The organism is Variovorax sp. Varisp36 (assembly GCF_047304235.1).
Taxonomy (GTDB): domain Bacteria; phylum Pseudomonadota; class Gammaproteobacteria; order Burkholderiales; family Burkholderiaceae_C; genus Variovorax.
This window is the reverse complement of the sequence record NZ_JBGLYU010000018.1, coordinates 35,745-58,144: the sequence shown is the minus strand read 5'-3', so window position 1 is coordinate 58,144 and position 22,400 is coordinate 35,745. Positions and strand designations below refer to the sequence as shown.

At 66.5% G+C, this 22,400-nt stretch carries 23 protein-coding genes; 8 read left to right on the top strand and 15 right to left on the bottom strand.

The window, feature by feature from the left end; all coding sequences use genetic code 11:
- Positions 1-185 precede the first annotated feature (185 nt).
- The 8 genes from ACCD11_RS13270 to sucC all read right to left on the bottom strand — a co-directional run bounded on the left by ACCD11_RS13270 (position 186) and on the right by sucC (position 8,473).
- Entirely contained in the window at positions 186-698 is a 513-nt protein-coding gene (locus tag ACCD11_RS13270) for a pilin (RefSeq protein WP_413314219.1), read from the bottom strand.
- A 206-nt stretch (positions 699-904) separates the two neighbouring features.
- Positions 905-1,708: a 3',5'-cyclic-nucleotide phosphodiesterase gene (locus tag ACCD11_RS13265; protein WP_413314242.1), complete on the bottom strand. Its 804-nt coding sequence runs from the start codon at positions 1,706-1,708 to the stop codon at positions 905-907.
- 29 nt (positions 1,709-1,737) lie between these two features.
- Complete coding sequence (locus tag ACCD11_RS13260; RefSeq protein ID WP_413314218.1) at positions 1,738-3,990, bottom strand: CHASE2 domain-containing protein; 2,253 nt, start codon at positions 3,988-3,990, stop codon at positions 1,738-1,740.
- 51 nt (positions 3,991-4,041) lie between these two features.
- Positions 4,042-4,695, bottom strand: a complete 654-nt coding sequence (locus ACCD11_RS13255; protein ID WP_413314217.1) for an FHA domain-containing protein — start codon at positions 4,693-4,695, stop codon at positions 4,042-4,044.
- Between the two features lie 87 nt (positions 4,696-4,782).
- Positions 4,783-5,571, bottom strand: coding sequence for a Stp1/IreP family PP2C-type Ser/Thr phosphatase (locus ACCD11_RS13250; RefSeq protein WP_413314215.1), 789 nt, complete (start codon positions 5,569-5,571; stop codon positions 4,783-4,785).
- Positions 5,572-5,599: 28 nt separating this feature from the next.
- Complete coding sequence (locus ACCD11_RS13245) at positions 5,600-6,283, bottom strand: TerC family protein (protein ID WP_007828712.1); 684 nt, start codon at positions 6,281-6,283, stop codon at positions 5,600-5,602.
- Positions 6,284-6,402: 119 nt separating this feature from the next.
- Entirely contained in the window at positions 6,403-7,296 is an 894-nt protein-coding gene (gene sucD, locus ACCD11_RS13240) for a succinate--CoA ligase subunit alpha (RefSeq protein ID WP_007828710.1), read from the bottom strand.
- A 10-nt stretch (positions 7,297-7,306) separates the two neighbouring features.
- Positions 7,307-8,473: an ADP-forming succinate--CoA ligase subunit beta gene (gene sucC, locus ACCD11_RS13235; RefSeq protein WP_007828709.1), complete on the bottom strand. Its 1,167-nt coding sequence runs from the start codon at positions 8,471-8,473 to the stop codon at positions 7,307-7,309.
- Between the two features lie 205 nt (positions 8,474-8,678).
- On the opposite strand from sucC, the gene argC reads away from it, so the two are divergent.
- Positions 8,679-9,602: an N-acetyl-gamma-glutamyl-phosphate reductase gene (argC, locus tag ACCD11_RS13230; protein ID WP_413314212.1), complete on the top strand. Its 924-nt coding sequence runs from the start codon at positions 8,679-8,681 to the stop codon at positions 9,600-9,602.
- Positions 9,603-9,618: 16 nt separating this feature from the next.
- Here argC and ACCD11_RS13225 read toward each other — a convergent pair whose 3' ends face one another.
- Positions 9,619-10,347, bottom strand: a complete 729-nt coding sequence (locus ACCD11_RS13225) for a hypothetical protein (RefSeq protein WP_413314210.1) — start codon at positions 10,345-10,347, stop codon at positions 9,619-9,621.
- 129 nt (positions 10,348-10,476) lie between these two features.
- Here ACCD11_RS13225 and yiaA point away from each other — a divergent pair, with 129 nt between their 5' ends.
- Positions 10,477-10,914 carry an inner membrane protein YiaA gene (gene yiaA, locus ACCD11_RS13220; RefSeq protein WP_007828706.1) on the top strand — a complete coding sequence of 146 codons (438 nt, stop codon included), beginning with the start codon at positions 10,477-10,479 and terminating at the stop codon, positions 10,912-10,914.
- A gap of 30 nt (positions 10,915-10,944) precedes the next feature.
- Here the strand turns inward: yiaA and recX are convergent, their stop codons facing one another.
- Positions 10,945-11,403 carry a recombination regulator RecX gene (recX, locus tag ACCD11_RS13215; protein WP_056593201.1) on the bottom strand — a complete coding sequence of 153 codons (459 nt, stop codon included), beginning with the start codon at positions 11,401-11,403 and terminating at the stop codon, positions 10,945-10,947.
- Positions 11,404-11,445: 42 nt separating this feature from the next.
- Positions 11,446-12,552 (bottom strand): recombinase RecA, encoded by a 1,107-nt coding sequence (gene recA / locus ACCD11_RS13210; protein WP_007828702.1) that lies wholly within the window; start codon positions 12,550-12,552, stop codon positions 11,446-11,448.
- A 146-nt stretch (positions 12,553-12,698) separates the two neighbouring features.
- On the opposite strand from recA, the gene ACCD11_RS13205 reads away from it, so the two are divergent.
- From ACCD11_RS13205 to ACCD11_RS13195, 3 genes are read left to right on the top strand one after another with little or no spacing between them, the layout of a single operon-like run.
- A complete protein-coding gene (locus ACCD11_RS13205; RefSeq protein WP_007828700.1) occupies positions 12,699-13,184 on the top strand; it encodes a MarR family winged helix-turn-helix transcriptional regulator in 486 nt (161 codons plus the stop codon).
- A 59-nt stretch (positions 13,185-13,243) separates the two neighbouring features.
- Positions 13,244-13,918 (top strand): response regulator transcription factor, encoded by a 675-nt coding sequence (locus ACCD11_RS13200; protein WP_007828698.1) that lies wholly within the window; start codon positions 13,244-13,246, stop codon positions 13,916-13,918.
- Between the two features lie 37 nt (positions 13,919-13,955).
- Complete coding sequence (locus ACCD11_RS13195; protein WP_413314206.1) at positions 13,956-15,398, top strand: sensor histidine kinase N-terminal domain-containing protein; 1,443 nt, start codon at positions 13,956-13,958, stop codon at positions 15,396-15,398.
- Between the two features lie 9 nt (positions 15,399-15,407).
- On the opposite strand, the gene ACCD11_RS13190 is transcribed toward ACCD11_RS13195, so the two are convergent.
- Genes ACCD11_RS13190 through ACCD11_RS13180 form a run of 3 tightly spaced genes read right to left on the bottom strand, consistent with a single transcriptional unit; the run spans position 15,408 to position 17,115 of the window.
- Positions 15,408-15,605: a sporulation protein gene (locus tag ACCD11_RS13190; RefSeq protein WP_413314204.1), complete on the bottom strand. Its 198-nt coding sequence runs from the start codon at positions 15,603-15,605 to the stop codon at positions 15,408-15,410.
- Positions 15,606-15,610: 5 nt separating this feature from the next.
- Positions 15,611-16,426: a biotin--[acetyl-CoA-carboxylase] ligase gene (locus ACCD11_RS13185; protein ID WP_413314202.1), complete on the bottom strand. Its 816-nt coding sequence runs from the start codon at positions 16,424-16,426 to the stop codon at positions 15,611-15,613.
- A 2-nt stretch (positions 16,427-16,428) separates the two neighbouring features.
- Entirely contained in the window at positions 16,429-17,115 is a 687-nt protein-coding gene (locus tag ACCD11_RS13180) for an SET domain-containing protein (RefSeq protein ID WP_413314200.1), read from the bottom strand.
- An 87-nt stretch (positions 17,116-17,202) separates the two neighbouring features.
- On the opposite strand from ACCD11_RS13180, the gene ACCD11_RS13175 reads away from it, so the two are divergent.
- The 3 genes from ACCD11_RS13175 (at position 17,203) to ACCD11_RS13165 (ending at position 21,402) form a co-directional block, all read left to right on the top strand.
- Positions 17,203-20,151, top strand: coding sequence for a DNA topoisomerase III (locus ACCD11_RS13175; RefSeq protein WP_413314198.1), 2,949 nt, complete (start codon positions 17,203-17,205; stop codon positions 20,149-20,151).
- 3 nt (positions 20,152-20,154) lie between these two features.
- Entirely contained in the window at positions 20,155-21,135 is a 981-nt protein-coding gene (locus tag ACCD11_RS13170; RefSeq protein WP_413314196.1) for a tripartite tricarboxylate transporter substrate binding protein, read from the top strand.
- A gap of 84 nt (positions 21,136-21,219) precedes the next feature.
- On the top strand, positions 21,220-21,402 hold the full coding sequence (locus tag ACCD11_RS13165) for a hypothetical protein (protein ID WP_007828680.1): 183 nt from the start codon (positions 21,220-21,222) through the stop codon (positions 21,400-21,402).
- Between the two features lie 31 nt (positions 21,403-21,433).
- On the opposite strand, the gene ACCD11_RS13160 is transcribed toward ACCD11_RS13165, so the two are convergent.
- Entirely contained in the window at positions 21,434-22,315 is an 882-nt protein-coding gene (locus ACCD11_RS13160) for a gamma-glutamyl-gamma-aminobutyrate hydrolase family protein (protein WP_042672665.1), read from the bottom strand.
- Positions 22,316-22,400: the final 85 nt, after the last annotated feature.

The following is a 22,400-nucleotide window of genomic DNA, read 5'->3' as shown; positions in this document are numbered from 1 at the left end:
TTGCATCGATAGATCGCGACGCCGCTGATCGGGGGTCAAGCCGCGCACAGGCTCAAATGCGAGGGGATGCCGAATTCTCAGCTTAATTTGAACCTGACCCTTATTTTCCGGCAATTTATAGACAAAAAAAGCCGCCCTAAGGCGGCTTGATCATAGCCATGATGATCGGAGTCAGATCATTATGTTCACGAGCAAGTCTTAGGACGCACCGATGCATCCAAATTGGAGGTGCAAGCCCAATCAGCGTTCGAAGCGGTATACGTGAAGGTAATGGTCTTGCCCGACAGCTTGTCGTTCACGCCTGTGGTCTTGAAGGTCGCCATCAGAGCGCAAGAGGTATTGCCGTTCGCGGTAGCTACGATGGAAGCAACATACTTGCCGGCCAGCGTGAAATTGTTGGACGTATTGAGAGCGCCGGCAGGAATGGGAGCCACGGGCGGATTAGCTGCAGGATCCCCAGCCACGGCGTCGGCAGTGCTGCACGCCGTAGTCAAACCATTGCTACCAGCGAGATCCATGACCGGAGTCTTCAGGCCGGCAAGCAGATTCATTGCTTCGGTAGTCTGTGCGCGAGCCGTGTAGTTTTGGTATTGCGGCAGAGCAATAGCAGCCAAGATACCAATGATCGCCACAACGATCATCAGTTCGATAAGGGTAAAGCCGGCCTGTGCGCGGCGAGCGAGGGTACGACGGTTCATTTAACTAACTCCAGGTTGGTTGGTTGTTACGCCCGGGAACCTGCCCGGAGCGAGGTACCTTCCGCAGCATCTGTGCCACCCGTTCGCAGGGCCCTCAACTGACCGAACCCGTCACCTTCGCTCACTTCAGCGTTACACCATGTGACACAACTTGCTTCGAGATGCTACCGGAATGACAAATTTGTCATGCCCCGCACCCCTAGTGGTCAGAAAGTCAGCACCCCATCCGCCTTCAACCAGCGAATATCCCGCTGCGCCAACCCTGCCACCTGCTCGACCGCCAGCGCCTCGATCTGGCTCATGATCTCGTCCGTCTCTGCCGGCTTGGTGTGCGTGATGTAGATCGGGTATTGCTTCCCCGGCTCGATGTGCGTCAGCTCATCGGCCAGCACCGCAGGCGACAGATGCAGGCTGCGCTCGGCCAGCGCCTGTTCTCGGCTGCTGAAGGCCGTTTCAATCACCAGCATCGCCACGTCGATCGCGTTCACGCGCTCCCAGAACGGCGCGTTGCGCTCTGTGTCGCCGCTGAAGACCCAGTGGGCGCCGCCTTCGGCCCGCCGCACGGCAAAGCCGCAGGCCGGCACCGTATGAACCGCCGGCAGCACCTCGACGAGCTTGGGCTCGCGGCTCCCCAGGTGCAGCATCTGCCCCACCGCGATGTCGTGAAAGCTCACGAAGGGCGCCTCGGCGCTGGGAATGCTCTCGAAATTCGGCCAGATGACGTTGTTGAACACGTGCGTGCGCAGCGCCTCGATGGTGGCGCGCAGCGCATGCACGCGCAGGGGCCGGGTGCGGCGGCTGCCGACGGCGTCGAGCATCAGCGGCAGGGCGGCGATGTGGTCGAGGTGGCTGTGCGTGAGCACGACGTCGTCGATGCGGGCCATCTCATCGAGCGTAAGGTCGCCGACACCGGTGCCCGCATCGACGAGCAGGTCCGTGTCGACCAGGAACGAGGTGGTGCGGCAGTCTTTGGCGATGGCGCCCGAGCAACCCAGCACACGAACCTGCATTGTGAGAGACCCCTCGTATGTGTCTGCCGTCATTTGGTTTCGAACCGGGTTGCACCGTCCCAATCAGGGTCTTGCGGGCGCAACGCCATTGAGGCTAAACGCTGGGCGTAGAGCTGGTAAAGGACTTTTTTTGCATCCGCGGCGAGCAGGGGAGCCAGCAAGTTTCGGCCCACCGCCCAGTCCTGCCGGCGGTAGGCCGCGAGCACTTCGCTCCAGCGGTCGAGCAACTGCTGAGTCTCTTTCGCCGCTTCGGGCGTGCGCGCGGCCAGGGGCGTAAAAACGGCAACGGCCTGTGCCTTGCCTTTGACGAGCACGCTGTCGAGCTCTTGCCAGATGTAGCCGGGCGCCAGCTCGCGGGTGGCGCCGCTGGCGACGATTTCCATTCCGTAGTGCCCACTCAGGCCCTCGAGGCGGGATGCGAGGTTGACCGCATCGCCGACCACGGTATAGCTGCGGCGCGCGGTGGAGCCCATGTCGCCCACGCTCATCACGCCGCTGTTGATGCCGATGCCCACGCTGATCTCGGGGCGGCCGCCGGCGCGGTGGATGCGGTTGATGTCGTGCACGGCATCGGCCATGTCGAGCGCGGCGCGCACGGCGAGGGTGGCGTGGTCGGGCGTGTCGATGGGCGCGCCCCAGAAGGCCATGACGCAGTCGCCCATGTACTTGTCGACGGTGCCGCGGTGGGCGCTGATGACGTTGGTGAGCCGGCTGAAGACGGTGTTGAGAAAGGCCTGCAGCTCGGCCGGCGCCATCTGCTCCGACAGGCGGGTGAAGTCGCGCATGTCGCAGAACATGACGGTCATGGGCTTGCTCTCGGCGCGCATGCTGTAGCGGTCGGGGTGCGCCATCATTTCGTTGACGAGCTGGGGCGGCACGTAGGTGCCGAAAAGCCGTACCAGGCCGCGCCGCGCGCGCGATTCGACGAGGTAGCCCCAGCTCATGTTGAGCGCGAAGGCAAGCGCCGTCATGGCCAGGGCCGACGCCAGCGGCAGCACGAGGCCGTGGCTCGCGTACAGCCAGGTGTTGAGGCCGATCAGCACGGCGATCGCCCCCGCGGCCAGCAACACGGCGCGCGGCGCCGGCAGCAGCGACAGCCCGAAGGCCAGCACGAGCCCCGTCACGGCGACCATCAGCGTCTCGTAGCCCGAGACGTAGTCGGGCACGCTGAGCAGCCGATGGTCGAGCAGGCCGGAGACGATGTTGGCATGCACTTCCACGCCCGGAAATGCGGCCTCGACCGGCGTGGCGCGCAGGTCTTGCAGGCCTGGGGCGGTGGCGCCCACGAGCACGATCTTGCCCTTCAGTTCGCCCGGCCCGAGCCGGCCCTCGAGCACGTCGGCGGCGGACACATAGCGGAACGACCCGCCGTCGGCACCGCCGGGGCCGCGGAACGGCACCTGCATGCTGCCCGTTGCGTCGACCGGTATGCGCAGGGGGCCCACTCGCAGCGATTCGAGCTGCGGCTTGGCGCCGCCGGGCGCAAAGGCGGGCTGCACGGGCGGCAATCCGTTTGCGAGGCGGTAGACCGCGAGCGCGAGCGATTCGTAGTAGCCCGGCTGCGCCTTGTCGCCCTCGTAGCGGGCGATGAGCGGCACGCTGCGAATGACGCCGTCGCCGGTGGCGCCAACCAGCGTATTCAGGAATCCCGCAATGGGCGCGGCCTGCGCCAGCGCCGGCAGGCTGGCTCCGAAGCCATTCCAGTTGGTGGCGTAAATGCCGCGCGGGGGGAACGCCCCCTCCGGCAACGAGGGGGCAGGAGGCAGCTGTCCCTTGGCGCTCGGCGTCTCGGTCCGCGTGAAGTAGTAGCCCAGCGCCACGCGCTGGCCTTCGAGCGCCGCGGCGAGCGTGGCATCGTGATCGAGCGAGGGTGCAAGCCGCTCGACCTCGGCGGCCAGGCCCGGCATGCCGCCCAGCGGCCCGCTGGCGATTTCCCGCAGCCTGTCGAGGCCGGAGCTGCGGTCCGGTTCGAGGAACATGACGTCGAAACCGAGCACGGCCGCCTGCTGGCGGGCCATCAGTTCCGTGGTGAGACGGGCGATCTTGTCGCGCGCCCAGGGCCACTGCCCCTGGCGTGCCAGGCTGGCGTCGTCGACGTCGACGATCACGACGCGCGCATCGAACGTGCCCGGCATGGTGGCACGCAGGCGGATGTCGTAGATCAGCCGATCAAGGCGTTCGAGTGCGCTCAGCTGCCACGCGCCGGTGGCATGCGCCAGCGCCAACAGCACCGGCAGCAACGTGATGGCGATGCGCGGCCAGTGCCGTCGAAGCCCTCTCACGGCGCTGCACTCGTATGGGCTTTGCCGCAACAGGCCGGAAGAAAAAGCGGCTCAGATGCGCACGAACTGCATGCGTGTGGCACCGCCGAGCTCGAGCACGTCGTGCTCCTGCAGCGCGACCGCTTCGGCCCCCAGTTGCTGGCCGTTGAGCATGACGCGTCCTTCGACACCCGCGGCCACGTAGCCCATGCGCCGGCGCGTGACCACCGCCACCGCGACACCGGGCTTGCCGATGGTGGTGACGACCTTCTGCAGCGCGACGTCCTGTCCCTCGTTGGCGCCGGAGAGCACGCGCAGCACCGGAACGCCGAGTTCGACCAGCGCGCCCGATTCCGTGGGTGCCGACGACAGGGGCATGTTCCCCGACAGGAACTCGGCCGATGCGGTGCGGACCGAGCTGGCGCTGACGGCCAGGTTGCTGCGCGCGCGGAAATGGATGCGGCAGCCGCCGACCTCGACGACATCGTTGTCCTTGAGCGCCTGCTTCTGGATGGCGAGCGCATTGACGTAGGTGCCGTTGGTGCTGTTGAGATCTTCAATTTCGACTTCGCCACCGCTCATGTGCAGCACGGCGTGTTCGCCGCTGACCGCCAGATTGTCGATCACGATGTCGTTGTAGGCACGGCGTCCCAGTGTCGTGCGCTCCTTGGCAAGCGCCACTTGCCCGATGACAACGCCATCGACCGAAATGATCATCCTCGGCATTGCCGCCCCCCGGTATCCAAAGCTTGAAAGACGACAAGCGCATCGGCGTGATGCCGCCGGAGCCTGCCACCTGGCCGTGCGAGGCGCCTATGCAACGCTCGCGCTGGCCAGGACAACAGAGATGTTGTCCCGTCCGCCATTCTCGTTGGCAATTTCAACCAAAAGTGATGCTTTTTTCTGAAGCCCGACATCGTGTCCTAGAAGCGTGAAAAGCTGCTCGTCCGAAACCATCTCGCTGAGCCCGTCGGAGCAGAGCATATAGAGATCGCCCGGTCTTGCGCTGTGTTCGTGCATTTCCAGCAAGACCTGGGCCTCCACGCCCACGGCGCGGGTCACCAGGTTGCGCGTGGGCGAATTCAGGGCTTCCTCGGCGGTGATGGCGCCGGCGTCGAGCTGCTGCTGGCGCAGCGAGTGATCACGCGTGAGCAGTTCCAGCTTGTTGTTGCGCACGCGGTAGCACCGCGAGTCGCCGATGTGGCCGACCACCACGCGCTGCGGCCGGAATGCCGCCAGCACCAGGGTCGTTCCCATGCCCTGCAGTTCGGGGTTGGTCGTGCCGGCATGCAGGATCGAGCCGTTGGCCTCGTCCGTGGCTGCCTGCAGCGCCCGCCGGACCACGCGGGCAGGCGCCTGCATCCCGGCCTGGGTGAACCAGCGGCCGAAGCTGGCGTGCATCAGGGAGACGGCCATCGCGCTGGCCACTTCGCCGCCCTTGTAGCCGCCCATGCCGTCGGCCAGCAAGGCCAGCCCGAGGGCGGGGTCCACGTGCACGGCGTCCTCGTTATGGGCGCGCGTTCGCCCGACGTCGGTCAGGGAGGCGAATTCCCAGGTCAGCGCGGGGCGAGTGGAGAACATGGAAACGCCGACACTCGCCATGGTTTGTCAGTACTGACTTCTTGAAAACTCAATGAGCAGCGGCACGTGCGCGCCGTTGCAGCAAGCGGCCGCCAGCCACGACGAACACCGCACCGGCAGCAGCAGCCGCGTAGTGCAACCAGGGATTGGCCGCCAGCGTGTCGCGCAGGATCGCGTCTTGCACGATGGTTTCGCCGCCGACCCAGCCGATCAGCGCAGCACCCAGCATGACGATGATCGGGAAGCGTTCCATGAGCTTGATCATGAGCGTGCTGCCGAAAATCACCAAGGGAATGCTGATCGCCAGGCCGAGGACCAGCAGCACCATGCTGCCCTGCGCGGCGGCCGCGACGGCAATCACGTTGTCCAGGCTCATCACCAGGTCGGCCAGCAGGATGGTGCGCACCGCGGCCATCATGCTGCCGTATTCCTTGGACTCGCCCTCGCCCTCGTCTTCCTCGCTCAGCAGCTGCAGGCCGATCCACAACAGCAGCAGGCCGCCGATGATCTGCAGGTAAGGCAGGGCGAGCAGCTTGGCTGCCACCACCGTGAGCACGATACGCAGCACCACGGCCGCGCCCGAGCCGAAGAGCACGGCCTTTTTCTGCTGCGCGGGCGGCAACGACCGCGCCGCCATGGCGATCACCACCGCGTTGTCCCCCGACAGGATGATGTTGATCCAGACGATCTTGAGCAGACCCAGCCAGAAATCGGTGCTTTGAAGAATTTCCATGTCTCTGATCCCACTGTGTTTTATTGAAAAAAGCGCCCGCAATCGAGTGCGGGCGCTTTTCTGTTTCTGCGTGGTCCTCTCATGACCCGGCTCTGCGGCCGGTGTCGCGGGGCCGTCTCTTAGAGCTGCGCCTTGAGCAGCTTGGCCAGTTCCGAGAAGTTGCGCGTCACGGTGAAGCCGCATTCTTCCATGATGGCCAGCTTGGCATCGGCCGTGTCGGCACCGCCCGAGATCAGCGCGCCGGCGTGGCCCATGCGCTTGCCGGGAGGGGCGGTGACACCGGCGATGAAGCCGACGACCGGCTTCTTCATGTGTTCCTTGCACCAGCGGGCTGCGTCAGCTTCGTCGGGGCCGCCGATTTCGCCGATCATGATGACCGCGTCGGTGTCCGGATCGTCGTTGAAGGCCTTCATCACGTCGATGTGCTTCAGGCCGTTGATCGGGTCGCCGCCGATGCCGACTGCCGACGACTGGCCCAGGCCGATTTCGGTCAGTTGAGCCACGGCTTCGTACGTCAGCGTGCCCGAACGGGAGACCACGCCGATGCGGCCCTTGCGGTGGATGTGGCCGGGCATGATGCCGATCTTGATTTCGTCGGGCGTGATCAGGCCGGGGCAGTTCGGGCCCAGCAGCAGCGTCTTCTTGCCGCCGGCCGCTTCCTTGGCCTTCATCTTGTTGCGCACTTCGAGCATGTCGCGAACGGGAATGCCCTCGGTGATGCAGATCGCCAGGTCCAGGTCGGCCTCGACGGCTTCCCAGATGGCGGCCGCGGCGCCTGCCGGCGGCACGTAGATCACCGACACGGTGGCGCCGGTCTGCGAAGCAGCTTCCTTCACCGAACCGAAGATCGGGATGTTGAAGATCGACTCGCCGGCCTTCTTCGGGTTCACGCCCGCCACGAAGGCGTTCTTGCCGTTCGCGTATTCCTGGCACTTTTCGGTGTGGAACTGGCCGGTCTTGCCGGTGATGCCTTGCGTGATGACTTTGGTGTCTTTGTTGATGTAGATCGACATGACTTGTTCCTTAGGCCTTCTTGACTGCTGCCACGACCTTCTGGGCCGCTTCCGCCATGGTGTCGGCGCTGATGATCGGCAGGCCCGAATCGGCCAGCAGCTTCTTGCCTTCGACTTCGTTGGTGCCCTTCATGCGCACGACCAGCGGCACTTGCAGGTTCACGGCCTTGCAGGCCGCGATCACGCCGGTGGCGATGGTGTCGCACTTCATGATGCCGCCGAAGATGTTCACGAGGATGGCTTCCACGTTCTTGTTCTTCAGCATGATCTTGAAGGCTTCGGTGACCTTCTCGGGGGTGGCGCCGCCGCCCACGTCCAGGAAGTTGGCCGGCTCGCCGCCGAACAGCTTGATGGTGTCCATGGTGGCCATGGCCAGGCCGGCACCGTTCACCAGGCAGCCGATGTTGCCGTCGAGGCTGATGTAGGCGAGGTCGAACTTCGAGGCTTCCACTTCGGCCGCGTCTTCTTCGTCGAGGTCGCGCAGGGCCACGATTTCGGGGTGGCGGAACAGCGCGTTGCTGTCGAAGTTGAACTTGGCGTCCAGCGCCATGACCTTGCCCTTGCTGTCACGGTTGAGCGGGTTGATCTCGACCAGCGAGGCGTCCGTCTCCATGTAGCAGGTGTAGAGCTTCTTGAGGATGTCGACCGTCTGGGCGGTCGAATCGGCGGGCATGCCGATGCCGTCGGCGATCTGCTTGGCCTGTTCGTCGGTCAGGCCCTTTTCGGGGTCTGCGAACACGGTGATGATCTTCTCGGGCGAGGAGTGGGCCACTTCCTCGATGTCCATGCCGCCTTCGCTCGAAGCGATGAAGGCCACCTTCTGGGTGGCGCGGTCGGTCACGGCCGAGACGTAGTATTCCTTGTTGATGTCGGCGCCGTCTTCGATGTAGAGGCGGCGGACCTTCTGGCCTTCGGGGCCGGTCTGGTGCGTCTTGAGCTGCATGCCGAGGATTTCGCCGGCGAGCTTCTTGACGTCTTCGATGGACTTGGCGACTTTGACGCCGCCGCCCTTGCCGCGGCCACCCGCGTGGATCTGGGCCTTGACGACCCAGACCGGGCCTCCAAGTTTCTGGGCGGCTTCGACAGCCTCCTGAACCGTATAGGCCGGGATGCCGCGCGGCACCGGCACGCCGAACTTGGCAAGGATTTCCTTGCCTTGGTACTCGTGAATCTTCATGAGGGATGTCTCTCGGAAGGAGGAGGTTGAGAACAGGAGATCTGGGGTCTGAGGCTTCGTTGGCTCTGTTGCTCGCGGGCGACGGCAGCCTGACGGCTGGGGGCGGCGAACAACCGCGGACTGTATCATGGTGCGCCGCACCAATACCGTACGCGGGTTTGCGGTCAATACGTACTTTCTTCTAGCCACCCGAGCACACTCCATCATGGCCAAGGTTTTCATCGACGGCGAAGCCGGTACCACCGGCCTGCAGATTCGCGAACGGCTCCAGGCGATGCCGCAGATCGAACTCGTGAGCATCGCGCCCGAGCTGCGAAAAGACGCCAATGCCAAGCGCGACCTGATGGCCGGCGTCGACCTGGTGGTGCTGTGCCTGCACGACGACGCGGCGCGCGAATCGGTCGCACTGATCGATCAGCTGCCCGGCAGGAAGCCCAAGATCATCGACGCCTCCACGGCGCACCGCATCGCCCCGGGTTGGGTGTTCGGCTTCCCCGAACTGGTGGAAGGCCACTGGCAGGCCGTGGCCAAGGCCGAGCGCGTCGGCAACCCGGGCTGCTACGCCACCGGCGCCATCGCCATGGTGCGTCCGCTGGTCGACGCGGGCCTGCTGCCCGCCGATTTCCCGATCTCGCTGCCATCGGTGAGCGGCTACTCGGGCGGCGGCCGGACCATGATCGAGGCCCATGAAAAGGGCGAAGCCCCGCTGTTCGAGACCTACGCGCTGGGCCTGAAGCACAAGCACATCCCCGAAATCATGACCTACACCGGCCTCACCCGCCGGCCGGTCTTCATCCCGTCGGTGGGCAACTTCAAGCAGGGCATGCTGGTGCAACTGCCGCTGCACCTCGACCTGCTCCCGGGCAAGCCGAAGGCCGGCGACCTGCAGGACGCGCTGGCCGCGCACTACGCGCGCAGCAACACGCCCGAAAAATTCGTGAAGGTGCTGCCGCCCACCGAGGACGGCAAGCTCGATGCGTTGGCGCTCAACGACACCAACGAGCTCGAGATCCGCGTGTTCCCGAACGAAGACCACCGCCATGCCGTGGTGATCGCCCGCCTCGACAACCTCGGCAAGGGCGCCAGCGGCGCCGCGGTGCAGAACCTGAAGCTGATGCTGGCGCTCTGAGCGCCGCGCTTCCTCGTCAGCTCACCAGCCAGAGTCCGACGCCCAGCAGCGCCGCGTGCGCGCCCAGCGCGATGTAGAGCGGCTTGCGCGAGGGTGTCGCCATGTCCTGCAGCGTCTCGCGGATGCGGCGCGTGAGCAAGGCACGCAGGGCCGGGTCCTGTGCAGCGCCCTCGCCCACCGGCGGCTCGCCATGCTCGGCGCGGCTTTGCTGCCACTCGGCGAGCATCTCGCTCAGCGGCAGCCGGTCGAGCACGAAGCTCACCACCGAGCGCACCGCCCTGCCCTCGCCCAGCACCGGCGCGAGCTGCTTGCTCAAGGCATCGACCGACAGCCATTCGGCTGCGCGCTGCAGGGTGCCGTGGGCACGCGGCATCGCCTCGATGCGCCCGGCAATCGCGCCGCCGAGCCGCTGCGACACCGCCTCGCCACGCGCCGCGACCAGGTGCTGCATTGCACGCGCGCGGCCCTGCTGCACGCCGAGCATCGCGTAGACGGCCACGAACAGCAGCAGCAAAACGGCCACCAGCAGCGGCGGCGAGGTGACGAGCGCAAGGATGGCGCCAGCCCCACCGGCACGCGCCGCCGTGTTGCCCGGCCCGTGCAGTTGGCCCAGATAGAAGAAGAAAACGCCGCCGCCCAGAATCAGGCCGAGGAGACTGCCCTTGATCACGGAGCCGGCGAAGGAAAGGCCGGCCTTGGCGCCGGTGCGAACGAGAGACGGCTGGCCGATGGGCTCAGGTGACACGGAAAAGCTCCTCCAAAAGTGACGGCCGGTCCTTCTTGTGGGCTGCAGTGCGAGCTGCCGGCGCGCGGTGGATCATGCCATTGGCGCTCCACACCATAATCGCGCACCCATCTACACGAGGAGGATTCCATGGCCATCAAATTCCAGAAGCCGACCGCGGCATTCGTCGCCGCTTCCTGGGCCGCGCTGCTCATCGGCGCCATCGTCTACCTGATCGGGCTGTGGAACGCCTCCATGCAGCTCAACGAGAAGGGCTACTACTTCACCATCCTGATGTACGGCCTGTTCTCCGCCGTGTCGCTGCAGAAGACCGTGCGCGACCGCCTCGAAGGCACGACCGTGACCGGCATCTACTACGGCCTGTGCTGGATCTCGCTGCTGCTGTCGGTCGCCCTGCTCGCCGTCGGCCTGTTCAATGCCACGCTGGCTGCCAGCGAGAAGGGCTTCTATGCCATGGCATTCCTGCTGAGCCTGTTCGGTGCGGTCGCGGTGCAGAAGAATGTGCGCGACATCGCCGCGCACAAGAGCGAGACGCCCTCGCTCGACGAAGTGCCCGAAGCGAACTGATCCAGCCTGCCTCGGGACGATTGCGCAGCGTCATTCGCCGGTCTCATCGAAATCGCTCCTGAGCACCTTCGACACGACGGCACCTGAAAAGCCCCGCGCCATCAGGAACCGCATCTGCTTCGCCCGCTCCTTCGCATCGGCGGGCGGGGCGTCGAAGCGGCGCCGCCACAGGGCGGTGGCGCGCTCGACTTCGGTGTCTTGCAACCCGGCCACCGCCTCGGCAATGGCCTCGGGCGCGATGCCCTTGGCCTGCAGTTCCTGCTTGACGCGCAGCGCACCCGAGCGGGCGGCGCGCTGGTTGAGCACCGAGGCCACCACGCGCGGCTCGCTGATGAAGTCCTTTGCGGCCAGTTCGTCGAGCGCCTTCGCCAGCGTGCCGGGCTCTTCTTCATGCCTGGCCAGCTTGCGCTCCAGTTCCGCGCGCGAATGTTCGCGCTGGCTCAGCAGGCGCAGTGCGCGGCCTTTGAGGGACGGGGCGTTGAATGCCATGCGGGGGTCGCTCGCGCGGCCCCCGGGGAGCCGCGCCTGTACTTACTCGCCCTTGTCGGCCTTGTCCGCCTTCGCGGCCTTCTGCGGCTTCTCGGGCGTGGCGCCGGCATCGGCGGCCAGCAGCGGGATGCCCAGCGATTCGCGCACCTTGTTCTCGATCTCGCGCGACAGCTCGGGATTCTCGCGCAGGAACTCGCGGGCGTTGTCTCGGCCCTGGCCGATCTTCTCGCCGTTGTAGGCGTACCAGGCGCCCGACTTGTCGACGATCTTGGCCGTGACGCCCATGTCGATGATCTCGCCCTCGCGGCTGATGCCCTCGCCGAACAGGATGTCGAACTCGGCCGTCTTGAACGGCGGCGACACCTTGTTCTTCACCACCTTCACCTTGGTTTCGTTGCCGATGGCCTCGTCGCCCTTCTTGATGGTGCCGATGCGGCGGATGTCCAGGCGCACCGAGGCGTAGAACTTCAGCGCATTGCCGCCGGTGGTGGTTTCGGGCGAACCGAACATCACGCCGATCTTCATGCGGATCTGGTTGATGAAGATGACCATGCAGTTGGTCTTCTTGATGGTGGCGGTGAGCTTGCGCAGCGCCTGGCTCATCAGGCGGGCCTGCAGGCCGGGCAGCGAGTCGCCCATCTCGCCTTCGATTTCGGCCTTGGGCGTGAGCGCGGCGACGGAGTCGACCACGATCAGGTCAACAGCGCCCGAGCGCACCAGGGAGTCGACGATTTCGAGCGCCTGCTCGCCGGTGTCGGGCTGGCTGATGAGCAGGTCGGACAGATTCACGCCGAGCTTCTGGGCGTATTGCACGTCGAGCGCGTGCTCGGCATCGACGAAGGCGCAGGTGCCGGCCTGCTTCTGCATGGCGGCGATGACCTGCAGCGTGAGCGTGGTCTTGCCCGAGGATTCAGGGCCGTAGATCTCGATGACGCGGCCGCGCGGCAGGCCGCCGACGCCCAGCGCGATGTCCAGGCCCAGCGAACCGGTGGAGACCACCTGGATGTCTTCGAGCGCCTCGCCTTCGCCGAGCCGCATGATCGTGCCCTTGCCGAACTGCTTTTCGATCTGGGCCAGTGCGGCCTGGAGGGCCTTGGCCTTTTCACTGTTGGCGACCGAGATGCTTGCGCCCTTGACGACTGCGTCCATGTGGAAACTCCTTGAATATCAACGGTTTGTGTTGGGTTTCAATCCATCTGCTTTTAATTACAGGCTGGATGCTTGAACAGTAGTGTAGGGGTTCATTGACTCGAGTAAACCCATTTTTTGGTCAGTTTGCTTTACCATTTGGCGCCATGTCCGAAGCCGCGTTCCCGACCGATCCCGACGCCTGGCGCCAGACCCACCTGGGCCGCCTGCTGGGCCACGCGATGCGCCGCTTCGACGAGCGCGTGCTGGAGCTGATGGCGCATGACGTCGGCGTGCCGCTGGCCCTGTCGAACCTCGCGGCGCGCGCGCAGGTGAGTGCGGCGCACATCCACATCACGCGCCACCTGGCGCGCGAAGGCTCGCGCCTGACCGAACTGGCAGAGCGCGCCGGCATGACCAAGCAGGCCATGGGTGCGCTGGTCGACCAGTGCGAGGCCTGGGGGCTGGTGACGCGCGGTCCCGACCCGCTCGACGCGCGGGCGCGGCGCGTGCTGTTCACGGCCGACGGGCTGGCCTGGCTCGACGCTTTCCGCAGTGCGGTGACGCAGGCCGAAGGCGAGTTCCGCGGCAGCGTGGGAAACGACATTGCCACCGTGGTAACCATCGGACTCGAAGCCTATACGGCGGGCTAGACTCCAAGGCGGAGACCAACGCGCGCCCAGGGGCGCCGACACAGCCGGAGGTGGCGCATATGCGGATTCTGATTGCCGAAGACGACCAGGTGCTGGCCGATGCCCTGCTGCGCAGCCTGCGCACCTCGGGCGCGGCGGTCGACCACGTGGCGAACGGCTCGCAGGCCGACACCGCCCTCATGACGCACGACGAATTCGACCTGCTGATCCTTGATCTCGGGCTGCCCAACCTGCACGGCATCGAGATCCTCAAGCGCCTGCGCGCGCGCGGCTCGCAGCTGCCGGTGCTGGTGCTCACGGCGGCCGACAGCGTGGAGGAACGCGTCAAGGGCCTGGACCACGGCGCCGACGACTACATGGCCAAGCCCTTCAGCCTGCAGGAACTCGAGGCGCGCGTACGCGCCCTCACCCGGCGCGGCATGGGCACCACCAGCAACACGATCCGCCACGGCCCGCTGGTCTACGACCAGGCCGGCCGCGTGGCGACCATCGACGGCAAGATGATCGAGCTGTCGGCACGCGAACTCGGCCTGCTCGAAGTGCTGCTGCAGCGCGCCGGCCGGCTGGTGAGCAAGGACCAGCTGGTCGACCGCCTGTGCGAATGGGGCGAGGAGGTGAGCCTCAACGCCATCGAGGTCTACATCCACCGCCTGCGCAAGAAGATCGAGAAGGGTCCCGTGCGCATCGCGACGGTGCGCGGGCTGGGCTACTGCCTCGAGAAGATCCAGCCCTGATGCTCCTTGCCAAGCGCGAAGCCTTGGGGCAAGCCCAGTGAAGCTTTTCCAGCGCGCGCAGCGCTCCCTGTTCGGCGAGATCCTCGACTGGATGCTCACGCCGCTTCTGCTGCTGGTGCCCGTGAGCATCGGCGTCACGTGGCTGGTGGCGCAGGGCATTGCCAACGCGCCCTTCGACCGCGCGCTCGAGCACAACGTGAAGGCCCTGGCCGAGCTGGTGACGGTGAAGGACGGGCACACGCAGTTCGTGCTGTCGCAGTCGGCGCGCGAGATCCTGCGGGCCGACGACACCGGCCACGTGTACTACCAGCTGTTCGACGGGCACGACACGCTGCTGAGCGGCGAGCGCGACATCCCACTGCCCGGGCTCGACGAGCCGCTGCCGCCCGGCCAGGTGTTCCTGCACAACAGCGACGTGCACGGCAAGCCGGTGCGCGTGGCCTCCCTGTGGATCGCCAGCGGCGCCGAGGACGTGCCGCCCTCGCTGCTGCAGCTGGCCGAGACGCGCGAGAAGCAGTCGGTGCTCGCGGCCGAGATCATCAAGGGCGTGCTGCTGCCGCAGTTCGCGATTCTGCCGCTGGCGGTGTTGCTGATCTGGCTGGCGCTGGTGCGCGGCATCAAGCCGCTGTCGGTGGTGGAGGCGCGCATCCGCGAGCGGCGCCCGGGCGACCTGAGCCCGCTCGACGAATCGTCGGTGCCGCAGGAAGTGGTGCCGCTGGTGTCCTCGGTCAACGAGCTGCTGGACAAGCTCAACGATTCGATCGGCACGCAGAAGCGATTCCTGGCCGACGCGGCGCATCAGCTGAAAACGCCGCTGGCGGGCCTGCGCATGCAGGCCGACTTGGCGCAGCGCGAAGGCGCCAATGCCGACGAACTGAAGCAGTCGCTCAAGCAGATCGGCCGTGCGAGCAAGCGCGCCACGCACACCGTGAACCAGCTGCTGTCGCTGGCTCGCGCCGAGGGCAACAGCGCCAACGCGCACCACCAGCCCTGCGACCTGGCGCGGCTCACCATCGAGGTGGTGCGCGAGGCCGTGCCGCGCGCGATCGAGAAGCGCATCGACCTGGGCTACGACGGCGCCGAGGCCGGGGCGCCGGGCGTGGTGTTCGACGGCAACGCGACGCTGCTGAAGGAGCTGGTGCGCAACCTCGTCGACAACGCGATCAACTACACGCCCTCGACGCCGCAGCGCCCGGGACTGATCACCGTGCGCGTGCTGGCCGACCCCTTCGGCCACGTGCTGCTGCTGCAGGTGGAAGACAACGGCCCCGGCATCGCCGAGAGCGACCGCGAGCTGGTGTTCGAGCCCTTTTACCGCGTGCTCGGCAACGAGGCCGACGGCTCGGGGCTGGGGCTGCCGATCGTGCTGGAGATCGCGAACCAGCACCGCGCGCAGGTGAAGCTGGAGGATGCGCATCCCGGCAAGCAGCCGCCGGGCGCGCTGTTCACGGTGCGCTTCGAGAGCGAGACGCCCTCCTGACCCGCTGGATCAGGGCGTCGGCGCGCCGGTTCTAGCTTCCTTGCGGATCTGCAGCCATTCAGGATGGATCTGCCGCGCCACGCGCTGCGGCTCGCGTTCGCCGAGCGCGGCGGGCGCCAGGCCGAAGCCGGCGAGCTCGCCGCGCGCCCACAGGAAATAGCCGGCGTTGGCAATCAGCAGAACGACGAGCAACAGGCGCAGCTTCATGCGGATCAGAACCCCATGCCGCGAGGGCGCACGCTGACTTCGTCGCTGGAGACCAGTTGCAGGCCGGCGTCGGTGCGCACCTGCAGCTCGCCGCCCCAGGCCACGCCTTCGCACAGCCCGGCGGTGCCGTCGCTGAGCGCCACTTCGCGGCCGCGCAGCACGTCGCGTGCGGCAAAGCGCTCGGCGAACGGCGCGAAGCCCCTGGCCTCGAAGTCGAGCACGCTGCGCACCAGCGGCTCGGCCAGTTCGTGCAGCACCTCGGGCGCGGTGGCCTCGGGACGCCACTGGCGCAGCCAGGCCGGCGGCGTGCGCATGCCATCGGCTTCGCGCGCGCCGATGTTGATGCCGATGCCGATCACGAGGTAGCGCGACGCATCCGGCCGGCCGGTGGACGGCAGCGCGGTCTCGATGAGGATGCCGGCCAGCTTGCAGTCGCCGACCCACACGTCGTTGGGCCACTTGAGGCCGGTCTTGTGAACGCCCGAGGGGTCGAGGCTTTCGGCCACGGCAACGCCGACGGCCAGCGACAGGCCCGACCAGTCGGCCGGCGCGAGCGGCAGGCCGAGAGAGAAGGTCAGCGACGCGGGCTCTTCGTTCTGCTGCGCGCTCTGCCAGGGCCGCCCAAGGCGGCCGCGCCCCGCAGTCTGGCGCTCGGCCACGAGCAGCACGGGCTCGACACGGCCGGCGCGCGCGCGGCGCATCAACTCGGTGTTGGTGGAATCGATTTCGGCCACGGCCTCGACGGCGAAACCGGGCAGCAGCGGCGCAACCGCCGCGGCGATCCGGTCTTCGAACCAGTCGGCCGTTGTGCTGCTGCTCATGGTCAATCCTTGTCGGATTTGTCCTTCTTCGCGGACTTTTTCTCCGATTTCTTGCCGGCTTTTTTCTCGGCCTTCTTTTCAGCCTTCTTCGCTTCTTTTTTCTCGACCTTTTTCTTTTCGGCCTTCCTGGCTTTCTTCTTCTTTTTCTTCTCGTCGTCCTTGGGCGTCAACAGCGTGCCGCGGCACTGCTCCGAGCCGCACCAGCAGGGAAATTCGGACAGGAGTTTCGGCGTGTACGGCTCGTCGATGATCAGGCCGTAGTCGTAATTGAGTTCTTCGCCCGCAGAGATGTTTCGCAGCGCCTTGATATAAACGCGCCCATCGACTTCGTCTGCTTCGCAATTCGGTTCGCACGAGTGATTGATCCAGCGCGCATCGTTGCCCTTGACGTTGCCGTCGATCACACGCCCGTCGTCGATGTGGAAGTAGAAGGTGTGGTTCGGCTGGGCCGGGTCGTGCGGATGGCGGCGCAGCGCCTCTTTCCAGCTGATGACCTCGCCCTTGTATTCGATCAGCGTCTCGCCTTCGGCCAGGTCCTGCACGGCGAAGACACCGTTGCCGTGGACATCCGAGCGCCGCATCTGGATGCGGCGGCCGCTGGGCCGCCCCGAGGCAAGCCGCGCCTCCCCCTCGGGGGGATGGGGGGCTTCCGTTTCGCGGCCGGCGGAAAGTGGGGATTTGGAAGGCATCGCCGAAGTCTGTTAGTTTGAATATGCACACATGCGCGTGTGCGCGTGTGCACACGCGGGAAGCCGCAGAGTATAGAGAGCCCTTAGATGACAAAGACTTTGGTAATCGCAGAAAAACCGTCGGTGGCACAGGACATCGTCCGCGCCCTCACGCCGGTGGCAGGGAAATTCGACAAGCACGACGAGCATTTCGAGAACGAAAGCTACGTCGTGACCAGCGCCGTGGGCCACCTGGTCGAGATCCAGGCGCCCGAGGAGTTCGACGTCAAGCGGGGCAAGTGGAGCTTTGCCAATCTCCCCGTGATCCCGCCGCACTTCGACCTGAAGCCGGTCGACAAGACCAAGACGCGCCTGAACGCCGTGGTCAAGCAGGCCAAGCGCAAGGACGTGACGCAGCTCATCAACGCCTGCGACGCGGGCCGCGAGGGCGAGCTGATCTTCCGCCTGATCGAGCAGTACGCCGGCGGCAAGTCGGGCCTGCACAAGCCGGTGAAACGGCTGTGGCTGCAGTCGATGACGCCGCAGGCGATCCGCGACGGCTTCGACGCGCTGCGCACCGAGAAGCAGATGCAGGGCCTGGCCGACGCCGCGCGTTCGCGTTCCGAGGCCGACTGGCTCGTGGGCATCAACGGCACGCGCGCCATGACGGCGTTCAATTCGCGCGACGGCGGCTTCTTCCTCACGACCGTGGGCCGCGTGCAGACGCCGACGCTTTCCGTCGTGGTGGAGCGCGAGGAGCAGATCCGCAAGTTCGTCTCGCGCGAGTACTGGGAAATCCACGCCAGCTTCGCGGCCGAGGCCGGCGAGTACCCGGGCAAGTGGTTCAACCCCGACTGGAAGAAGGCCAACGCGCCGCTGCTGGCCAACGGCGAACCCGATCCCGAGCAGCGCGCCGACCGCGTGTGGAACGAGCAGGACGCCCGCGCCATCGCCGACGCCTCGCGCGGCAAGCCTGCCACGGTGACGGAAGAGAGCAAGCCCACCACGCAAGCCTCGCCGATGCTGTTCGACCTGACCTCGCTGCAGCGCGAGGCCAACGGCCGCTTCGGCTTCTCGGCCAAGACCACGCTGGCGCTGGCGCAGAGCCTGTACGAGCGCCACAAGGCGCTGACCTACCCGCGTACCGATTCGCGCGCGCTGCCGGAAGACTATCTGCCCGTCGTCAAGCAGACCATGGGCATGCTCGCCAACAGCGGCATGAAGCACCTGGCGCCGTTCGCCCAGCAGGCGGTCGACGGCAACTACGTGAAGCCCAACAAGCGCATCTTCGACAACGCCAAGGTGTCGGATCACTTTGCGATCATCCCGACGCTGCAAGCGCCCAGCGGCCTGAGCGATGCCGAGCAGAAGCTCTACGACTTCGTGGTGCGCCGCTTCATGTCGGTGTTCTTCCCGAGCGCCGAGTACCAGGTGACCACGCGCATCAGCACGGTGGAGCAGGACGGCAGGAAGTACCCCTTCCGCACCGACGGCAAGGTGCTGGTGAAGCCGGGCTGGCTGGCCATCTACGGCAAGGAAGCCCAGGACGACGAGAAGGAAGACGACAAGGACGGCAAGCGCCTCGTGCCGGTGAAGCCGGGCGAGATCGTGAAGGCCGAGTCGGTCGACACCAAGGGCCTGAAGACGCGCCCGCCGGCGCGCTACTCCGAAGCCACGCTGCTCGGCGCGATGGAAGGCGCGGGCAAGACCATCGACGACGACGAACTGCGCGAGGCCATGCAGGAGAAGGGCCTGGGCACGCCAGCCACGCGCGCGGCCACCATCGAAGGCCTGATCACCGAGAAGTACATGCTGCGCGAAGGCCGCGAGCTGATCCCCACGGCCAAGGCCTTCCAGCTCATGACGCTGCTGCGCGGCCTGGGTGTGGAAGAACTCTCCAAGGCCGAGCTGACCGGCGAGTGGGAGTACAAGCTCGCGCAGATGGAAAAGGGCGCGCTGAGCCGCGATGCCTTCATGCGCGAGATCGCCGAGATGACGGAGCACATCGTCAAGAAGGCGAAAGAGTACGACCGCGACACCGTGCCGGGCGACTATGCGACCCTGCAGACGCCGTGCCCCAACTGCGGCGGCGTGGTGAAGGAAAACTACCGCCGCTACGGCTGCGTCGGCAAGAGCGGCACGGGCGAGGATGCCTGCGGCTTCTCCTTCGGCAAGTCGCCGGCCGGGCGCACCTTCGAGGTGGCCGAGGCCGAGGCGCTGCTGCACGACAAGCACATCGGCCCGCTGGAAGGCTTCCGCTCCAAGGCCGGCTGGCCCTTCACCTCCGAGATCATTCTCAAGTTCGACGAGGAGGCGAAGAACTGGAAGCTGGAGTTCGACTTCGGCGACGACAAGAACGGCGACACCGGCGAGATCGTCGACTTCAGCGAGCAGGACACCGTGGGCCCGTGCCCGGTGTGCGGCGCGCCGGTGTTCGAGCACGGCAGCAACTACGTCTGCGAGAAGTCGGTGCCGACGAACGCGCAGCCGACGCCCAGCTGCACCTTCAAGACCGGCAAGATCATCCTGCAACAGCCGGTGGAGCGCGCGCAGATGGAAAAGCTGCTCGCCACCGGCAAGACCGACCTGCTCGACAAGTTCGTGAGCATGCGCACGCGCCGCGCCTTCAAGGCCTTCCTGACCTGGAACGCCGAAGAGGGCAAGGTGACCTTCGAGTTCGCGCCGCGCGAGGGCGGCAGCAAGTTCCCGCCGCGCAAGACCTTCGGCAAGGCCGCGCCCGCGGCCAAGAAGGCGGCGGCGAAGAAGACGCCCGCCGCGAAGAAGGCCCCGGCAGCGAAGAAGGCAGCCGCGCCGCGCAAGCCCGGCGCGGGCTTGAAGCCCAGCGACTCGCTGGCCGCGGTGATCGGCGCCGAACCGGTGGCGCGCACCGAGGTCATCAAGAAGCTGTGGGACTACATCAAGGCAAACGGCCTGCAGGATGCGGCCAACAAGCGCGCGATCAACGCCGACGCCAAGCTCAAGCCGGTGTTCGGCAAGGACCAGGTGACGATGTTCGAGCTCGCGGGCATCGTCGGCAAGCATCTTTCGGCGCCCTGAGCCATGCGGCGCCGACATCTCGCCGCCGGCCTGGCTGCAGCGATGCTGCTGGGCACAGCCTGCCTCGCACAAGCCGCGGCCTGGCCTGACAAGCCCGTCAGGCTGATCGTGCCCTTCCCGCCGGGACAGGCCACCGATATCTTCGCCCGCGCGCTCGCCGAACAGCTCGGCAAACGGCTGGGCCAGCCGGTGATCGTCGACAACAAGGCCGGTGCCGGCAGCAACATCGGCACCGAGTTCGTGGTGCGCTCACAGCCCGACGGCTACACGCTGGTGGTGGCCGGCAGCGCGATGGCGGTGAACCAGACGCTCTATGCCAAGCCGGGCTTCGACCCGCGCAAGGACCTGGCCGGCATCTCGCTGATCGCCAAGGTGCCGCTGGTGTTCCTCGCCACGCCCGAGAGCGGCATCCGCACGCTGGCCGACCTCACGACGCGCGCCAAGGCCGAGCCCGGCCGGCTGAGCTACGCGAGCGCCGGCATCGGCGGCACGCAACATCTTTCGGGCGAGATGTACAAGTCGGCGGCGCACGTGTTCATCACGCACATTCCGTACCGCGGCAGCGGACCCGCGCAGTCGGACTTCCTGGGCAACCAGATTCCGCTGATGGTCGACTCGGTGACGGCCGCGCTGCCGCACATCAAGTCGGGCAGGGCGGTGGCGCTGGCCGTGACCTCGGCCACACGCTCCTCGCAATTGCCCGACGTGCCCACCGTGCGCGAAAGCGGTGTGGCGGGCACGAAGAACTTCGAGGCCGTGGGCTGGCTCGGCCTGATGGCGCCGCGCGGCACGCCACCCGACATCGTCGAGCGGCTCAACCGCGAAGTCACGGACATCCTGAAGAGCGAGCAGATGGCGCGTTTCATCCGCGAGCGCGGTTCCGAGCCCGCGCCCACGACGCCGGCCGAGTTCGACCGCTTCGTGGCGAGCGAGATCGGCGTCTGGGGCGCGGCGGTGAAGGCCTCTGGCGCGAAGCCGGAGTAGCAACCAAGGGCCGGGGCTGTTACAAGGCCAGCCGGGGCTGCGGCCTATAGTGGTCTGCAGTTCCACCCTCTCCTGGAGTTTTCCGTGAAGTCATTCATTGCAGCTGTGTTCGCCCTTGCGATGGGGGCCGTCCTGGCGGGCTGCGCCGGAACGGGCTCGGCCGGATCGTCGGGCTCCGCCGGTGCGTCGCCGGGCAGTGGTGTCACGGTGTTCGGCACCATCGATGCCGGCGTCAGCGGCAGCACGAACCGCTCCGACCGGCGCTAGGTCCGGCCGGGCGGCCATCCTCCCGATCGCGTCAGCGCCGCAGCAGCGCCTGTCGCAACACTCGCGCCGCGCGGTCGCGGATCTTGGCGGGGCCGGACCCCGGCGACGTCTTGGGCGCGACCCTGGCGGTCGCGCAGGCCCACAAGAAGTCATGCAGGATCGGCGTGTCGTCGACCGTCTCGGTGCTGCCGTACTTGTGGAACTCGGGATGCCACTGGGTCGCGGCGATGTAGCTGCGGCCCTTGTCGGACCGGCGGCGGATGGCCTCGGGCACGCGGTCGGGCAGGCTCCAGGCCTCGATCTCGAAGCCCGGTGCGAGCCCCTTGATGCCCTGGTGGTGGATGCTGTTGACGCGCGCCTTCTGCACCTGCGGAAAGAGCTTGGAAAGCCGCGTGCCCTGCACCAGCTCGATCTCGTGGAAGTTCTGGTCGTAGGTGACCGGGTCGCGGTGGCGCAGGCCGCCAGCGTGCTGGGCCTCGATGTCCTGGTAGAGCGTGCCGCCGAAGGCCACGTTGATGAGCTGCAGCCCGCGGCACACGCCGAAGATCGGCTTGCCGGCCTGCTCGAAGGCCTCGACCAGCGCGAGGTCGTAGAGGTCGCGGATCTGGTCGCCGATCCACGCATCCTTGAGCGGCACTTCGCCGTAGCTGCCGGGCCAGACGTCGGCGCCGCCGTGCATCACGACACCGTCGAGCCACTCTGCGTAGTGTGAAAGCTTGGTGTCGCCGCGCGCGGTTTCGCCGGTGGGGCAGGGCACCATCACCACCATCGCGCCGGCGGACATGAGCCAATGCGCGATCGATTGCTCGACGTACTGCAGCGTCTTGTTGGTGAAGAGCGAGCGGGCCGGGTCGGCATGCGAGAAGCAGGCGGACAGGCCGATCTTGAGTCGGGCGGAAACAGGTTGTGTCATCGCGGGACTGTCGTCAGTGGGAACCGGACGATGGATGCGAAAAGGAAAGTCCATTTTGGCTCGTTGGCCTCTCGCACGGGGTCGG

Excerpts from the sequence above, each read along its gene's own strand:
- ACCD11_RS13270 (WP_413314219.1), bottom strand. The coding sequence starts at position 698 with ATGAACCGTCGTACCCTCGCTCGCCGCGCACAGGCCGGCTTTACCCTT.
- ACCD11_RS13265 (WP_413314242.1), bottom strand. The coding sequence starts at position 1,708 with ATGCAGGTTCGTGTGCTGGGTTGCTCGGGCGCCATCGCCAAAGACTGC.
- ACCD11_RS13255 (WP_413314217.1), bottom strand. The coding sequence starts at position 4,695 with ATGCCGAGGATGATCATTTCGGTCGATGGCGTTGTCATCGGGCAAGTG.
- ACCD11_RS13250 (WP_413314215.1), bottom strand. The coding sequence starts at position 5,571 with ATGGCGAGTGTCGGCGTTTCCATGTTCTCCACTCGCCCCGCGCTGACC.
- ACCD11_RS13245 (WP_007828712.1), bottom strand. The coding sequence starts at position 6,283 with ATGGAAATTCTTCAAAGCACCGATTTCTGGCTGGGTCTGCTCAAGATC.
- sucD (WP_007828710.1), bottom strand. The coding sequence starts at position 7,296 with ATGTCGATCTACATCAACAAAGACACCAAAGTCATCACGCAAGGCATC.
- sucC (WP_007828709.1), bottom strand. The coding sequence starts at position 8,473 with ATGAAGATTCACGAGTACCAAGGCAAGGAAATCCTTGCCAAGTTCGGC.
- argC (WP_413314212.1), top strand. The coding sequence starts at position 8,679 with ATGGCCAAGGTTTTCATCGACGGCGAAGCCGGTACCACCGGCCTGCAG.
- yiaA (WP_007828706.1), top strand. The coding sequence starts at position 10,477 with ATGGCCATCAAATTCCAGAAGCCGACCGCGGCATTCGTCGCCGCTTCC.
- recX (WP_056593201.1), bottom strand. The coding sequence starts at position 11,403 with ATGGCATTCAACGCCCCGTCCCTCAAAGGCCGCGCACTGCGCCTGCTG.
- recA (WP_007828702.1), bottom strand. The coding sequence starts at position 12,552 with ATGGACGCAGTCGTCAAGGGCGCAAGCATCTCGGTCGCCAACAGTGAA.
- ACCD11_RS13205 (WP_007828700.1), top strand. The coding sequence starts at position 12,699 with ATGTCCGAAGCCGCGTTCCCGACCGATCCCGACGCCTGGCGCCAGACC.
- ACCD11_RS13200 (WP_007828698.1), top strand. The coding sequence starts at position 13,244 with ATGCGGATTCTGATTGCCGAAGACGACCAGGTGCTGGCCGATGCCCTG.
- ACCD11_RS13190 (WP_413314204.1), bottom strand. The coding sequence starts at position 15,605 with ATGAAGCTGCGCCTGTTGCTCGTCGTTCTGCTGATTGCCAACGCCGGC.
- ACCD11_RS13185 (WP_413314202.1), bottom strand. The coding sequence starts at position 16,426 with ATGAGCAGCAGCACAACGGCCGACTGGTTCGAAGACCGGATCGCCGCG.
- ACCD11_RS13180 (WP_413314200.1), bottom strand. The coding sequence starts at position 17,115 with ATGCCTTCCAAATCCCCACTTTCCGCCGGCCGCGAAACGGAAGCCCCC.
- ACCD11_RS13175 (WP_413314198.1), top strand. The coding sequence starts at position 17,203 with ATGACAAAGACTTTGGTAATCGCAGAAAAACCGTCGGTGGCACAGGAC.
- ACCD11_RS13170 (WP_413314196.1), top strand. The coding sequence starts at position 20,155 with ATGCGGCGCCGACATCTCGCCGCCGGCCTGGCTGCAGCGATGCTGCTG.
- ACCD11_RS13160 (WP_042672665.1), bottom strand. The coding sequence starts at position 22,315 with ATGACACAACCTGTTTCCGCCCGACTCAAGATCGGCCTGTCCGCCTGC.